Consider the following 14,970-nt stretch of genomic DNA (forward strand, 5'->3'; position numbering starts at 1 on the left):
TATGGCTATTGTTTCTGTGAGTTAGGTTGATGATAATAAATAACTGCAAATATAGTTGGATAGTTTTGCTGTGTGGTTGCTTGCTGAGTTTATCCGTGCAAGCAGCTGAGATACAGGTCAGCATAGACCGAAATCCGGTCAGCCTGAACGAATCTTTTCAAATTACCTTCAGCGCCAGTGATCAACCGGACGCCAATCCGGATTTCACGCCGCTGAAAACAAATTTTGAAATTCTAAACCAGCAGCGCAGCAGCAATATGTCCTGGGTAAATGGTAAAAGCAGCCGCAACGAACAATGGGTAGTCAACCTGATGGCCAAGCAAAGCGGCGAGTTGTTAATCCCAGCCATTGCGTTCGGCTCCGATAGCAGCTCCCCCTTGCGGATCAAGGTCACCGATGCTCCGCAAACGCCAAGCAGCCACGAAGATGTGTTTTTGGACGTGGAAGTCACACCGGAAAACCCTTATGTGCAATCGCAAGTTTTGTATAGCTTGAAACTGTTTCGGCGGGTGCAGATTACCCAGGCCAGTCTTACCGAACCGGAAATCAAAGACGCCGTGGTGGAGAAACTGGGTGAAGACAGCAATTACACTACCCAGATCAACGGCATGGATTATTGGGTTACCGAGCGTAAATACGCTATTTTTCCACAGCAAAGCGGGGTCTTTACCATTGCACCTTTAACCTTGACAGCAGAGGTTGTGACTAATCAACGTCCGCGTTTCAATGGTTTTTTCAATCGCCAATTATCCGAAACCCGACGCATTTCTTCCAAAGCCATCACGCTGAATGTGCAACCGATACCCAAAAGCTTTACCGACCCGGCCTGGTTAAGTGCCGAATCAGTGAAACTTGAAGAAAGTTGGTCGGATAACCGTTTACAAACCAAGGTAGGCGAACCGCTAACCCGTACCATCACCCTCACAGCCAAAGGCACAACGGTAGGCCAGTTACCGGAATTGTCGGACAAAACGCCAATTGACGGCATAAAAACCTATCCCGATCAACCCGTGCTAAAAGAAGACAAACAAAGTGACGGTTTAATTGCGATACGTGAGGAAAAAATTGCTTACATTCCCAGTAAAGCGGGCAAATTTACCCTACCGGCGCTCACCATCAACTGGTTTAATAACCGCAGTCAAAAAACCGAAGTAGCCAGTCTACCTGAGATAAGCATTACAGCCTTAGCCACAGGTAATCAATCTGTTACCGCACCACCCCCTTCAACACAACTGCCAGAGGATAGCTTACAAACTACATCAACTGCAACCAGCGACAGTCTTTTCTGGCAAGGATTATCCGGCTGTTTGGCTCTAGGCTGGTTGTTGACAAGTATTATGTTTTATCGTCGCTCTCGACCCAAACCGTCAGTTGATAAAAAGCTTAAGCCTAAATCGATTGCCGGCGAAGGCCAAAAGGCATTGAAAATAGCTTGTCAGCAGCATAATCCTCAAGCTGCGAAACTAGCCTTGTTGCAATGGGGAAAACAGCGGTTTGCCGCCGATAATTTGACGTCGATTGCCCGCTATTGCATAGAGCCTTTGCGGGATGAAATAGTGTTGTTAAATGAAAGTCTGTATGCTGATAAATCGGCAAACTGGGATGGACAGGCTTTATGGCAGGCTTTTAGTAAAGCCAATACCATCAAACTAGATATGGATAAACAGGATACAACTTTAGAACCGCTTCATCGCTTGTAAGCGACGCAAAAAAACTCTCAGAACACGAAGCTAAAAATTGATTTTAAATCAGCCTTTAGGATACTCCGTGTTCTTGATGACTAAACCATTGTTTCTAAAATTACCACTGAGATTCGCCTGTTTCAGGATCGTACATTTCATGGGTAATTTTGTGGCGATTGGCTATTAATTCATCAATGCTGGGGGAATTACTCATTGCCCGCTGTATAGCCAGTTTCATCGCTTCATAGTTGGTGCGATACAAATCTTTGCGATCTAAATCTGCATTAGTCGCACAGGCAGGATCGATCCACAACATGGCAATGATGCATAAATCGTTGGCTTTGTCCTTTGGGATCACGCCATCCGCTACGCTATCAATTACCGCATCCGCCACAGCCGATTGCACTGGGCCACCCAGTAAGTTGACATAGGCAGAGGACTTTATCGTCACCTTGGGCACCATGATGGTGGCCGGACGCACTTGCTGATTACAGGCACGGATTGCAAACATGCGGGTATGGCCTTCGGTTTGCCCCATAAGATTGGCAAACGCATGTCCAGCCGGGCCTTTAACATCGCCAATCAAAATTTCCGGCATGGCATCGGTACCCTGCCCTTCACTCGAAAATACCGTAGCTTCGCCGGTTCTGAACCAATATGTATCTGACATTGAAATTTCCTCACGCTGAATAAATAAAACCGGCATTCTATGCCTTCTGCTTAATCAGCGGCAATAAAAGCCTAGCACTTTATGCCTGACACCGATTTATGCTCAGGCGAACTGCAATATTTTTTCAGGATTTCATTATGACAAATATACTCACTACAGCAACTTTGCTAATGTTATTAGTAGCATGCTCATCATCCAATGATGAATCTAGTGCTAATCAAGAATCACATAAAGCACTTTATAACGCAGCGAACCAGCCTTTGGAGAAAGCCAAAGCGGTTGAGCAGGAAATTTTAGAGCATGCTGAACAGCAGAAAAAACAAATGGAGGATTTATAGCATTAACAAAAATCGCTAATTGAAAATCATAGATAGGAATAAACAGCTAAAGTAGTCACCCGGCCTACCAAAACTTGCCGATAGGCCGGATAACAGAGCCTTATTTCAGGTTTGCACAGTCCATGTAATCAGGGTGTGCAGTGATAACAATTGCAACCCGATGGTTCTGGTCTGGCGTGTTATTGGGACCAGCGGCTTCACCAATTGCTTTAACCACTAATTGGCTGGGCCTCGCACCTTTAGCGATTAAGCGTTGGGTAACTGTATTAGCTCTTCTTTGTGATAAATCCTGATTGTAAGCAGGTTTACCAACAGTATCAGTCGAAGCGGTGACTGTTGCGGTCGCATCCGGATGTGCTTCTAACCAACGACCAACTCTGCCAATCGATTCATCCTTGACTTTAAACGGCACAGCACTTGCCGTTTTAAAGTAGGCTACGGTTTCGCGAATAGCTTCCTCACTATGGTGGTTAGGACCATGCACTTCAGTCAACCATAAACACATCTCTTTTTCAGATGCATAACGATGTTGTGTAGCCGATTTGGCCGCATCCAACGCTTTTTGTTTTTCGTTAATGTTCCAATAATGATCCTGTTCAAAATGACCCAGGATATTGTTTGCCACTTCCAAATCTTCTTCAGACATTTCCTCATGCAGCATGGCTTGGCCATAATGGCCGGCTCTGGACGCATCAATCTGAGCTTTTAAATCTGAGGTGTCCATTTTAGAATTGGTACAAGCTGTCAGAGATAGGGCTAAAGCCGCAAGTGGCAGGTAAAAGTATTTTTTATTCATAGTATTATCCTCGTGATTCAATTAGTCGCAACCGGCTTAGTCGTCGTCGCCATCATCCAATGGACCATAAGTAGTCCAGTAACCTGGATAATGCAGGCCAAAGTAGCGACTGTCCTCACTAAAACGATCCCAAACATAAGCCGGAGAGGCGTAATCACTGGTTGGAATTGGTGACGTTAAAAGCTCTGCGCCGCCAATTAATGTACGGGTTACACCTTGGGCTGTTCCACGAATAATGCCCCATGTCATGCCCACAAAAATATTGTGATCGTTAGAGATATTAATTACATTCTTAGGTAATTCAGCAAACCCAAAAGCAATGTTGGCCAAACCTTGGCTGACTTTATTGCTAAAACCCGTCATATAGCTTTCTGCTTGGGCAGTTGGTACCGTGAATAGCGCGCCGGATAAAACGCAGGCGGCCAAAATTTTATTTTTATTCATGTGTAGCTCCTTAAGTTTTACAGATTTAATATCCCCTGAACTTTTCAGGTTGGTACAAAAAACGCCTAAAAGTGTTTAGGCTGTAAACTTCTATAAGCATAGACCTCATTGCCGGTTTTAGTAAGGCTAAAACTGGAGAATGCGCCTAAATAAGGGAGATTGTCAACTAAGTAAAATCAGGTAATTTTTCGATTTTTTAGGGCTCAACACTGCTTAGACGCCAACAGGAAGTTCCTAAATCACACTGAACTTCTGATGCTGTTCTTTAAAAATCACTTCAGCTTGGCGTTTTGTTTTTGGTTGAGTTCTACATCTAGCAACTAATCTAAAGCTAGTGCTCTGACTACAGGTGATCAGGCCAGAGCAAAGTCGATAGGAGCTTTTGGAGCGAACCTTAACTCATTGCATTGATGGTTTTTGGCTACACTGACAGTCTATGCTGATTCGCTGCGGCGGTGACTCCAGCTTTAAAGCGGTTAATTGCCCCCCCCAAAGACAACCGGTATCAATCGAATAAACGTTATGTTCTGTATAAAAGCCCAATGTAGACCAATGTCCAAAAATGATGCGCATATCCTGACTTTTACGCCCTGGCACAGCAAACCAAGGCAATAAATTTGGCGCCTGACTGCCTAGCGGACCTTTGAAGTGGAAATCGAGTTCACCATCGACGGTACAATAACGCAGCCGAGTAAAACAATTAACGGCAAATCGCAGCTTCTCTGTTTTGGAAAAATCGTCCTGCCAAAGCGCGGGTTTGTTGCCATACATTGAGCGAAAAAAGCGCTGATAATTCTCGCCACGTATGACCTTCTCAACTTCTTGGGCCATAAGTTTAGTCTGCTCAAAATCCCATTGAGGAGGTAAACCTGCATGTAGCATGCAGAATTGGTCGTTATAATAAAACAAACGTTGGCGCCGTAACCAGTCGATCAATTCATCGCAATCCGAGGCACGTAAAATCGGCCCTAATGTATCTTTTTTACCGGCTTTATTTAAAGAAGCCACCGTGGCGATCAAATGCAGATCATGATTACCCAAAACACTGACAGCAGCGGCACCCAAGCCTTTAATAAAACGCAAGGTTTCCAGCGAATGCGGACCACGATTGACCAGATCTCCCGCCAACCACAACTGGTCCTGAGCCGGATCAAATTTTATAACATCCAGCAGACTGCGTAATTCGTTGTAACAGCCCTGAATATCACCAATCGCATAAATAGCCATTAATGCAATGTTCTAGGAATGGACAAGGTAAACTTGGGAATCAGGGCATTAAAGTTTTCGCCGGTATCGGACAACATTTTATATTTACCCTGCATTACCCCAACCTGGGTTTCAATCATCGCCGCACTGGTATAGCGGAAAGAATCCCCTGGGTTTAGATGCGGATGCTCACCTACTACACCTTCGCCGTTGACTTCCTGTACCTTACCGTTACCATCTGTAATCAACCAGTGCCGGGTCAACAAACGCGCAGGTACAGAACCGACATTGGTAATAGTAATGGTATAGGCAAACACAAACCGGTTTTGCTCCGGCGAAGACTGGGCCTCGATATATTGTGGTTTCGCCACAACTAAAACTTTGTTTTTTTCACTCATTGATTGATTATGTCATTTTACATTGTTTCTATTTCAACCTAACTGATTAGCAAACGCAAGCCAGCTTATGAAGATACCCCAACTCGTGTTCACTCTTTTGTTAACACTCCCGCTTTCCCTATCCGCAGAAGACGGTAAACAACTGTTTGCCGCAGCGGCCACGGGCACACCTGAACGCGTCCAGGCTTTGCTGGCACAGGGTATTGATGTTAACAGCAAAATCGAACAAGACCGTACGGCCTTGATGGCTGCCAGTTTTAACGGCAATGTACGCACCATCAAACTGTTACTAAGCTATGGCGCTGATGTCAATCTCACCGACAAACTCGGCTCGACCGCCTTGTCTGATGCGGTTTTGTTTGGCAATCTCGATATCGTAAAACTTCTGATCGTTTCCGGCGCTAACGTCAACGCTAGCGACAATCAAAAGATCAGCATTCTCGACAAGGCTAAAAAAATAGGCCAAGAAGACATCATCAAACTTTTAGAAGAAGCCGGCGCCAAACCTGCTGAAACAGAAATTAAACTTGAAGAAAAACCCGCACCCGAACCTGCAACTGACGCCGCAATAACCCCGGATGATCAACCCGTTGCAGAAGACAAACCTGAAGAAGCTAAAAAATGACCACACAACAACCTTTGCACATCCATATCCTCGGCATATGCGGCACCTTTATGGGTGGCTTGGCACTTATCGCGCGCGAACTTGGCTACAGCGTCAGCGGCTCAGACCAAAACGTCTACCCGCCGATGAGCACCCAACTTGAAGAGCAAGGCATACGCTTGATGAACGGCTATAGCGCCGAAAACCTGGACTGCAAGCCTGATCTGGTGGTAATCGGTAACGCCATGTCGCGCGGAAACCCTGAAGTGGAAGCCGTTTTAAACCTGGGTTTGCCTTATATTTCCGGCCCGCAATGGCTGGCCGAGCATGTGTTGCAAAAACGTTGGGTCCTGGCCGTAGCCGGCACCCATGGCAAAACCACCACCAGCAGTATGTTGAGCTGGATACTGGAATTTAATGGCTTTAATCCCGGCTTTTTAATTGGCGGCATTCCACTCAATTTTGGCATTTCCGCCCGTTTGGGCAGCTCTGATTTTTTTGTGATTGAAGCTGACGAATACGACTGCGCTTTTTTCGATAAACGCTCTAAATTTGTACACTATCGCCCGCGTACCGCTATTTTGAATAATCTGGAATACGATCACGCCGATATTTTCGAAAATCTGGATGCCATTAAAAAGCAGTTTCACCATCTGGTACGAACGGTTCCCGCTGAAGGTCTCATCATCGCACCCTCCTGTGATCAAAATATTAGTGATGTGCTGACTATGGGATGCTGGACGCCCATCGTTAAAACGGCAATCGAAACCAAGGCTGACTGGCAGGCTGAATTAATAAAATCTGACGGCAGTTGTTTTAGCATTCAGTTTGACGGGCAAAACCAGGGTACAGTACAGTGGGATTTGACGGGTCATCACAACGTATATAACGCGCTTTCCGCCATTGCTGCTGCACGGCATATTGGCATTTTGCCATCCGATGCGATTGCCGCATTGCAGAAATTCCAGAATGTCAAACGCCGCATGGAAGTCATTATCAACAAAGGCGGCATCACCGTTTATGACGACTTTGCCCATCACCCCACAGCCATTAAAACCACACTGGATGGCTTACGCAAACAAGTTGGCAAACAAAAAATTCTCGCCATCATCGAACCACGCTCTAACACCATGCGCTTGGGCATTCATACGCGCTCACTGGCTGAATCACTAGCCGAAGCTGATGAAGCCATCATTTACCAACCGGAAAATCTGGACTGGGATTTGAGTCAATTACTGCAATACGGCAATAACATTCGCATCTGCAATGACTTGGAAGCTATTATCGATAGCATCAAAATTCAGACAAATGGCTGCTGTCATGTGCTGCTGATGAGTAACGGTAGTTTTGGCGGGATTTATCAGCGTCTAAGAAATGAGCTTTGATTGTTTTCACTTGACGTAAAAAATTGCAGGCAAAAAAAAGCGGCCAATGGCCGCTTAGAGAAGAAGGGTAAAGCAAACTCAGTCGCGCATAACAATTTGAGTTGCATACAGTTTAGCGTCCTGGGACAGACTTGAAAATGTGACCGATTGTCACACCCAATAAATCACTGTCGTTTTACCCCAAACTCAAGCTTAAAAATCGAGAAAAGCTATCCAAAGCGCCAACACAGTCGCCAGCTATTAATAGAAATTCAAAGAAGGCAAATGATCTAACATAAAAATTGAGCGGACCAGCATCCTGCAGCCAACCGCTCACAATAGACAACAAAGCGATACGCTAGATTTAATTGCCACCTTTAAAGCTAATCTGTAATGCGTGCAAAGAATTCTCACAATCCTCGCTGGACTTTATGGCGGGGTTATCGTGACATTGTTGATTTTTATCCTGAGCCTCTTTGAGATTCGCCACATACCAAGCTATAGATTTTGTCTCAGTTGGTTCCGGAGCAGCGGCAACTTCTTCAGCACTGATAACTTTGAAGGCACTCAAAACCAGTACCAATGAGACGGCAGTCAGAATAAGGGTATTTTTTTTCATGTTTATCTCCATATAAATTTGACGGGATTTATACTCACACATTCGACTCTAGTGAGTGAGGCAAAGTCTAATCAATATCCATAATGATGAAAATGTGGCCGATTGCCGCGCGACAAATTGTCACCAGCCACACCCTTGCACTCCTTCAGCCCGGAAGTAGTGTTCAACTCAATCCTTTGTCGCCTCAACCTGAATCAGTACTTTGACATCATCCGCTACCATGGGTACATATTTGTCGACAGCAAATTCTGAGCGTTTAATGGTGGTGAAAGCATTAGCGCCACAGGTGTAATTCATTTTGATCAAATTCATGCCGCAATGAAAATGATCAACCGTTAAATGCACCGGCTTGCTGATACCATGTAAGGATAAAGTGCCATCAGCAGCTACCAGTTTGTCGCCGACAAAATTAAGTTTGTCGGCTTTAAAAGTCATAACCGGATATTGGGCAACGTCAAAAAAATCCTTAGCACGCAAATGATCCTCCAGCTCAGTCAAACCAGTGCTAATAGAGGCCATATTGACACTGATATCTATACTGCCCTTACCATTCGCCGCATCAAGCATAATTTTGCCACTGGTTTCGTTAAAACGTCCGCGTTGGATGGAAAAACCTAAATGACTGATCTCAAAGCTAGGAAATGTATGTCGGCTATCGATAGTGAAGTGATCGGCTGCCTGCACTGAAAAGCTGGCTAACAGAGCAGCCGTTATGGCAACAATGAGTTTGATCATGGCAGTATCCTCAATATAAGCAAAACATGACAATAAGGCTTTTTCCATTCGACAGCCAAGTTTTTTTGCTTTCATCGTCTACTAGTCAAAATCACGATACAGCAATCTTCATCAGACTTTGTGATAATAGCGACCACTTTAAGCAACTCTAGTTTTTAATCCAACCGATGCCACGACTTTATTTTTACTATGCCGCACTAAGCGGTTTTTTTGGCTTGTTTCTATTAATGATGGCCTGGCATACTTTAATTGCACCTTCAAACACCTTTCCAACGGCGTTGTTGCTGATGGTCACTGTTGGCCCACTATTGTTGCCTTTTAAAGGATTGCTTAACAAAAATCTAAAAAGTTGCACCTGGATGACTTATCTCAGCCTGCCTTATTTTGTCCACGGCGTTACCGAAGCCTATGTCAACCAAAGCCAACGACCCTATGCTTTACTGGAGATACTGTTCAGTCTTTTGCTTTGCTTCGGCGCCGGTTTTTATGTTTACAAGGCTGAAAAGGTCTGAACCCTTAGAGCATGCAAGTTCCATTACAGTTTGAATTTCAAACGAATCTAACATTTGCCAGCTACTTCGCCGGCAATAATGCCGAGATTATCAACCAACTAATGACTTTGGCTGCTGAAGGCGAAGAACAACAAGTCTATATCTGGGGCGAAAACGGCAGTGGCAAGAGTCATTTAGTACAAGCGTGTTGTCAACAGGCTAAAGCCATGGGCAAAGACCCATTTTTCCTGAAATTCACCCCGGACAATTTGCCATCGCCTGCGCTACTCGAGGGCTTGGAAGATGTGGATTTGGTCTGCTTTGACGACATCCATCATTTGGCCGGTCATCCAGACTGGGAAACCGCATTATTTGCCTTTTACAATAGCCATCGGCAAAACAATCATAAGCTGCTACTGACTGCAGACTGCCCGCCCAAATATTTACCCTTAGCTTTAGCAGATTTAAAAACTCGCATGAGTTGGGGACTCACACTAAAAATTCAGCCGCTATCCGAGGATCAAATTATCGAGGCCTTGACCTTTAAAGCGCATTTCCTCGGGTTTGATATTCCAGCCAAAGTCGGACGTTTTTTATTGAATCATTATGTTCACGACTTACCTGCCTTATGGCTGTTGCTGGAAAGAATCGATCGCGCGACTCTAGCTGCACAACGCAAACTGACGATTCCGTTTTTAAAGCAGATATTGGCAGAACACGTATGAGCGATAAAATTCTGATTGTCGGCGCTGGAGCTATCGGCGGTTTTTATGGCAGCTTGCTCGCCAAAGCGGGTGCGGAAGTTTCTGTGGTTTGCCGCTCGGATTACCAAATCGTCAAACAACTAGGGTTTCAAATCGATAGTTTCAGTTTGGGCCAATGGCAATTTCAGCCACATCAGGTTTTGCGCCATGCCGGCGACTATCAGGATCAGGCGGATTATTTGATTTTATGCAGCAAAGTGACTGCGCAAATCGATCGGGTCGCCATGATTCGTGACGCTGTGCGGAAAAACACGGTGATAGTATTTATTCAAAATGGCGTCGAAATCGAAGCAGAATTACAGGCGGCCTTCCCTGACAACGTATTAATTAGTGGCCTGGCGTTTATCTGTTGCAATCGACTGGCAGCAGGCAAGATAACTCATTTAGCTTATGGTAAGCTGACTTTAGGCGATGTTCCCAGCGGCGTATCCGCCCAAACCCTGCATTTACAGCAGTTGTTTCTACAAGCAAACATCGAATGTGAAGTCAGTAAAGATATCATAGCCAGCCGTTGGCAAAAATGCGTGTGGAACGCGCCATTCAATCCATTATCAGTGCTGTCCGGCGGCCTGCCGACCTTAGCCATTTTGCAAAATCAGATCGGCCTCGTCCGCCGCATTATGCAGGAAGTATGCGACATTGCCGCTGGCTGTGGACACACCCTGCCAGACGATATCATTGAAACCAATATTCAAAATACTTTTGCTATGCCGCCTTATAAAACCAGTATGTTGCTGGATTTTGAGCGTCAGCATGCTATGGAAACTGAAGCTATTTTAGGTAATGCCGTGCGTGCTGCAGATCGGGAAAACATCGATTGTCCAACACTGCGAACAGTCTACGCATTAATGCAACTGAGGGAATTACAACTTCATGCTGAAAGCCTAGAAAAAATAGCAACGTAATTGACATTCTGTTTTTTTTGATTTTCGGGTAGAATGGGGGGATTTTTCATTGACCCTGTTCATGAAGAAGTTGCGGCAATGGTGCCAAGGGTTAAAACGTTTTTCATCTCCATTTAGAGTACAACCATGACTGATCTATCGCTATACAGAAACATCGGTATCTTCGCACACGTCGATGCCGGTAAAACCACCACCACCGAGCGGATTTTGAAGCTGACCGGAAAAATTCACAAAATCGGCGAAGTACACGATGGTGCAGCGACCACAGACTTCATGGAACAAGAGCAAGAACGTGGGATTACCATACAATCAGCAGCGACTTCCTGTTTCTGGCCGGGTAGCACAGGTCAATTCAAACCGCACCGTTTCAATATCATCGACACCCCGGGCCACGTTGACTTTACTATCGAAGTCTATCGTTCTCTGAAAGTGTTGGATGGTGGCGTGGGTGTATTTTGTGGTTCCGGCGGCGTTGAGCCACAATCCGAAACCAACTGGCGTTATGCGAACGACTCAAAAGTTTCTCGTGTCATATACGTCAACAAATTGGACAGACTGGGCGCCGACTTCTATCGTGTTGTCAAACAGGTCGAACAGGTATTGGGCGCGAAACCAGTCGTCATGACCTTGCCTATCGGTACCGAGGAAAACTTCGTCGGCGTGGTCGACTTGCTGACTCGTAAAGCCTGGGTTTGGGATAACTCCGGCGACCCATTGAAATACGAAATCCAGGACGTACCTGCGGACATGGCAGAGCAAGTCGAAGAATGGCGGGCAAAATTGATCGACCAAGTCGCCGATCAAGACGACGACATCATGGAGAAATATCTGGAAGGCGAAGAGCCTACCATCGAAGAAATCAAACATTGCATCCGTAAAGGCACTATTGCGATGGATTTCTTCCCGACTTTCTGCGGTTCGTCTTTCAAGAACAAAGGCGTACAGTTGGTGTTGGACGGCGTTGTCGAGTACTTGCCTAATCCTACCGAAGTCAAGCCACAGCCTGAAACTGACCTCGAAGGCGTTCCAACTGGCGAATACGCGATAGTCGATGCCAGCCGTCCGTTGCGCGCCCTGGTGTTCAAAATCATGGATGACCGTTTCGGCGCCCTGAACTTCGTTCGCATCTACTCGGGCCGCCTCAAAAAAGGCGATACCCTATTAAACACCTTTACCGGTAAAACCGAGCGTATCGGCCGTATGGTGGAAATGCACGCCGACGACCGCAACGAGATCGAAAGCGCGCAAGCTGGCGATATCGTGGCGTTGATCGGCTTGAAAAACGTACAAACCGGTCATACCTTATGCGATCCGGACAAACCAGCGACTCTGGAACCTATGGTTTTCCCTGATCCCGTCATCTCGATTGCGATTTCGCCTAAAGACAAAGGCAGCAACGAAAAAATGGGTATTGCGATCGGCAAAATGGTGCAAGAAGACCCCTCTTTCCGCGTCGAAACCGACCAGGAAAGTGGCGAAACCATCATCAAAGGTATGGGTGAGCTGCATTTAGACATCAAAGTGGACATCTTAAGAAGAACCCACGGTGTTGATGTCAACGTAGGTAAACCACAAGTTGCTTACCGCGAAACCATCACCCAACGCATCGAAGACAGCTACACGCACAAAAAGCAATCGGGCGGTTCCGGTCAATACGCGAAAATCGATTACATCATCGAGCCAGGCGAGCCAGGCAGCGGTTTTGTATTCGAATCAAATGTTACCGGCGGTAACGTACCTCGCGAATACTGGCCAGCGGTTGAAAAAGGCTTTAAAGCCAGTATCGACAAAGGTGTATTGGCAGGCTTCCCTTGCTTGGACTTCAAAGTCATTCTGACCGACGGTGCTTTCCATGCGGTTGACTCCTCATCTATTGCGTTCGAAGTCGCCGCCCGTGCCGCGTATCGTCAATCAATTCCAAAAGGCAATCCACAATTGCTGGAACCGATCATGAAAGTTGACGTATTCACTCCGGATGCGCACGTCGGTGATGTAATCGGTGACTTAAACCGTCGCCGTGGCATGATCAAATCGCAAGATCCAGGTGTTACCGGCGTTCGTATCAAAGCGGATGTACCACTGAGTGACATGTTTGGTTACATCGGCGACTTGCGTACCATGACTTCCGGTCGCGGCCAGTTCTCCATGGAATTTTCACACTACTCCGCTTGCCCGAAAAACGTAGCGGAAGAAGTGATTAAAGAAGTGAAAGAACGCGAAAAAAACAAATAACCCATAGCAGCAGCTGAAGTAGTCAACAGTACTTCAGCTGCATTGGGTTTTTAAGTAACACAGATAGCTGCCGCCAGTGCGGCAGTTTCTTTTTCAAGCATAAAGTTTCCGCTAAACAAGGAAACTTGTTCATCAACCTAACCTTGGAAGAACATTATGGCTTTTGTAATTACCGAGAACTGCATCAAATGCAAATTCACCGACTGCGTTGACGTCTGCCCAGTTGATTGTTTTCATGAAGGCCCAAATTTTCTGGTTATCGATCCAGACGAGTGCATCGATTGCACCCTCTGCGAACCAGAATGCCCGGCTAATGCAATTTTTGCCGAAGATGAATTACCTGAAGGTCAAGAGCATTTTGCTGCCTTGAATGCCGAACTGTCAAAAGCCTGGCCGGTTATAACTGAAGTCAAAGACTCGCTGCCTGATGCAGATGAGTGGAATGGCAAAGCCGGCAAATTTGCCATGTTGGAAAAATAACCAATATCAACCGATCAAATACTTCGCTGTTTCAAGCGAATTTGATCGGTTATTTTAATCAAAAAGGACAAATGGCTGCATTTTTCCGGCAATTAACCCTGCCCTTTTTGGATTTAAGATTTCGCCAAATTTAACTTCCGCTTATGGTTCCCATGCTTTGCGTCACTGCCATTAAGTTAAGGAAGAACAATCCCTTCTCCCTCCGGGAGAAGGTTAGGATGAGGGGATTAAATAAAGCTTTTTTGCCTTATTATAAATCTCCTCTCCCCAACCCTCTCCAGCAGGAGAGGGAGCTTTTTCTTAACTTAATGGCATTGATGCTCTGCGTGGGAACTCTATCGAGGACGCTCCAGCGTCCCGAACCGCAGAGCGGTTCAAGTTGCATTCCCACGCGAAGCGTAGGGACGATGCGCTTGGGTATCGGGAAAATATTTCCAACCATATCCTTAAGATTATCGAATACCAAATTAAAAACCTTCAAACACATGATTTATATCGCAATCAGATAACGCCAAATTCAATCACGGGTGTAATCCAATAATAAATACTATTTCCTGAAAACTCCGCTTTCAGCTTTTCCAGCAATGCTGCGATCACATGCCGAGTAGCATAAATCTGAAAACGTCTGGACTTATTCTCAGGACCTTCCATCTCAGTTAAAAACCGCACAATGCCATGCTGCGGCAAATCATTAGGCTCAGGCGTCGACTTGGCGTGTTCGTGCTCAAAACTAACCAAGCACTCTGCAACTGCATTTTCAACCTCTGCCGAAACAATGAACGTGATCTGAAACTGCTGATGATTAACGGTATTGAAGAAACCATCTTCAACAGAGAAATAATCAGACACATTTTTAACCACTTCTAATTGCTTACCTCGGCGCCGATCACCTTGCCGCTTTTCAATAAACTCGTTCTGGCCTTGGCTAGCGTTATTCTCGCGAGGATCATTACTCCAGCTACGCTGAAAAAAAGGCCTAACCGTTACATAACGCCCATTTAGACGCCGGTTTTTCAAGCGATTAATGGCCTTTTGATCCGACCAACCGGATTCCAGGGTTACCAAACCATGATATTCGACAGAACCCTGCTTAAGATCCCGCAGTGCCAATATCTCAATATTAACTATCCGGCCCGGCTTTCCAAAAAAGCCATTTTTCAGCACAGGCCTTATAAAATCGGCTATTTCATCATGCTGGGTATTGGCAGGAATTCGTCTTAAAAATATATTCATAGCGCATAA

Annotated in this window: 17 protein-coding genes; 9 read left to right on the forward strand and 8 right to left on the reverse strand. The window is 45.6% G+C overall.

What is annotated here, in order from left to right; all coding sequences use genetic code 11:
• The first annotated feature begins 80 nt into the window (after positions 1 to 80).
• Positions 81 to 1,700: a BatD family protein gene (locus tag A1359_RS06950; RefSeq protein WP_232322146.1), complete on the forward strand. Its 1,620-nt coding sequence runs from the start codon at positions 81 to 83 to the stop codon at positions 1,698 to 1,700.
• A 100-nt stretch (positions 1,701 to 1,800) separates the two neighbouring features.
• Here the strand turns inward: A1359_RS06950 and fae are convergent, their stop codons facing one another.
• Positions 1,801 to 2,352, reverse strand: coding sequence for a formaldehyde-activating enzyme (gene fae, locus A1359_RS06955; protein ID WP_066980196.1), 552 nt, complete (start codon positions 2,350 to 2,352; stop codon positions 1,801 to 1,803).
• A 137-nt stretch (positions 2,353 to 2,489) separates the two neighbouring features.
• Here fae and A1359_RS22305 point away from each other — a divergent pair, with 137 nt between their 5' ends.
• Positions 2,490 to 2,690 (forward strand): hypothetical protein, encoded by a 201-nt coding sequence (locus tag A1359_RS22305; protein ID WP_157200494.1) that lies wholly within the window; start codon positions 2,490 to 2,492, stop codon positions 2,688 to 2,690.
• A gap of 100 nt (positions 2,691 to 2,790) precedes the next feature.
• Here A1359_RS22305 and A1359_RS06960 read toward each other — a convergent pair whose 3' ends face one another.
• From A1359_RS06960 to apaG, 4 genes are all read right to left on the reverse strand, one after another.
• Complete coding sequence (locus tag A1359_RS06960) at positions 2,791 to 3,486, reverse strand: OmpA family protein (RefSeq protein WP_066980088.1); 696 nt, start codon at positions 3,484 to 3,486, stop codon at positions 2,791 to 2,793.
• Positions 3,487 to 3,522: 36 nt separating this feature from the next.
• Positions 3,523 to 3,930 (reverse strand): exosortase system-associated protein, TIGR04073 family, encoded by a 408-nt coding sequence (locus tag A1359_RS06965; protein WP_066980090.1) that lies wholly within the window; start codon positions 3,928 to 3,930, stop codon positions 3,523 to 3,525.
• A 399-nt stretch (positions 3,931 to 4,329) separates the two neighbouring features.
• A complete protein-coding gene (locus A1359_RS06970) occupies positions 4,330 to 5,157 on the reverse strand; it encodes a symmetrical bis(5'-nucleosyl)-tetraphosphatase (protein WP_066980093.1) in 828 nt (275 codons plus the stop codon).
• A complete protein-coding gene (gene apaG, locus A1359_RS06975) occupies positions 5,157 to 5,534 on the reverse strand; it encodes a Co2+/Mg2+ efflux protein ApaG (protein WP_066980098.1) in 378 nt (125 codons plus the stop codon). Before apaG ends, A1359_RS06970 begins: the two co-directional genes overlap by 1 nt.
• 67 nt (positions 5,535 to 5,601) lie before the next feature.
• Here apaG and A1359_RS06980 point away from each other — a divergent pair, with 67 nt between their 5' ends.
• A complete protein-coding gene (locus A1359_RS06980) occupies positions 5,602 to 6,159 on the forward strand; it encodes an ankyrin repeat domain-containing protein (protein ID WP_066980101.1) in 558 nt (185 codons plus the stop codon).
• Between the two features lie 14 nt (positions 6,160 to 6,173).
• Positions 6,174 to 7,523, forward strand: coding sequence for a UDP-N-acetylmuramate:L-alanyl-gamma-D-glutamyl-meso-diaminopimelate ligase (mpl, locus tag A1359_RS06985; protein WP_066980199.1), 1,350 nt, complete (start codon positions 6,174 to 6,176; stop codon positions 7,521 to 7,523).
• A gap of 343 nt (positions 7,524 to 7,866) precedes the next feature.
• Here mpl and A1359_RS06990 read toward each other — a convergent pair whose 3' ends face one another.
• Together A1359_RS06990 and A1359_RS06995 are read right to left on the reverse strand one after the other, a co-directional pair.
• A complete protein-coding gene (locus A1359_RS06990) occupies positions 7,867 to 8,121 on the reverse strand; it encodes a hypothetical protein (RefSeq protein WP_066980104.1) in 255 nt (84 codons plus the stop codon).
• Between the two features lie 168 nt (positions 8,122 to 8,289).
• Complete coding sequence (locus A1359_RS06995; protein ID WP_232322147.1) at positions 8,290 to 8,931, reverse strand: YceI family protein; 642 nt, start codon at positions 8,929 to 8,931, stop codon at positions 8,290 to 8,292.
• Between the two features lie 92 nt (positions 8,932 to 9,023).
• On the opposite strand from A1359_RS06995, the gene A1359_RS07000 reads away from it, so the two are divergent.
• From A1359_RS07000 to fdxA, 5 genes are all read left to right on the forward strand, one after another.
• Complete coding sequence (locus tag A1359_RS07000; protein WP_066980107.1) at positions 9,024 to 9,368, forward strand: DUF2069 domain-containing protein; 345 nt, start codon at positions 9,024 to 9,026, stop codon at positions 9,366 to 9,368.
• Between the two features lie 11 nt (positions 9,369 to 9,379).
• Positions 9,380 to 10,072, forward strand: coding sequence for a DnaA regulatory inactivator Hda (gene hda, locus A1359_RS07005; protein WP_066980110.1), 693 nt, complete (start codon positions 9,380 to 9,382; stop codon positions 10,070 to 10,072).
• The gene (locus A1359_RS07010; protein WP_066980113.1) at positions 10,069 to 11,016 is read left to right on the forward strand and encodes a ketopantoate reductase family protein; all 948 of its coding nucleotides are present in this window, start codon (positions 10,069 to 10,071) and stop codon (positions 11,014 to 11,016) included. Before hda ends, A1359_RS07010 begins: the two co-directional genes overlap by 4 nt.
• 126 nt (positions 11,017 to 11,142) lie before the next feature.
• Positions 11,143 to 13,248 (forward strand): elongation factor G, encoded by a 2,106-nt coding sequence (gene fusA, locus A1359_RS07015; protein WP_066980115.1) that lies wholly within the window; start codon positions 11,143 to 11,145, stop codon positions 13,246 to 13,248.
• A 156-nt stretch (positions 13,249 to 13,404) separates the two neighbouring features.
• Entirely contained in the window at positions 13,405 to 13,728 is a 324-nt protein-coding gene (fdxA, locus tag A1359_RS07020; RefSeq protein WP_066980118.1) for a ferredoxin FdxA, read from the forward strand.
• A 501-nt stretch (positions 13,729 to 14,229) separates the two neighbouring features.
• Here fdxA and A1359_RS07030 read toward each other — a convergent pair.
• Positions 14,230 to 14,961 carry an RNA recognition motif domain-containing protein gene (locus tag A1359_RS07030; RefSeq protein ID WP_066980123.1) on the reverse strand — a complete coding sequence of 244 codons (732 nt, stop codon included), beginning with the start codon at positions 14,959 to 14,961 and terminating at the stop codon, positions 14,230 to 14,232.
• Positions 14,962 to 14,970 lie beyond the last annotated feature (9 nt).

Origin of the sequence: Methylomonas lenta, from assembly GCF_001644015.1 — a bacterium.
In the GTDB taxonomy this organism is placed as follows: domain Bacteria; phylum Pseudomonadota; class Gammaproteobacteria; order Methylococcales; family Methylomonadaceae; genus Methylomonas; species Methylomonas lenta.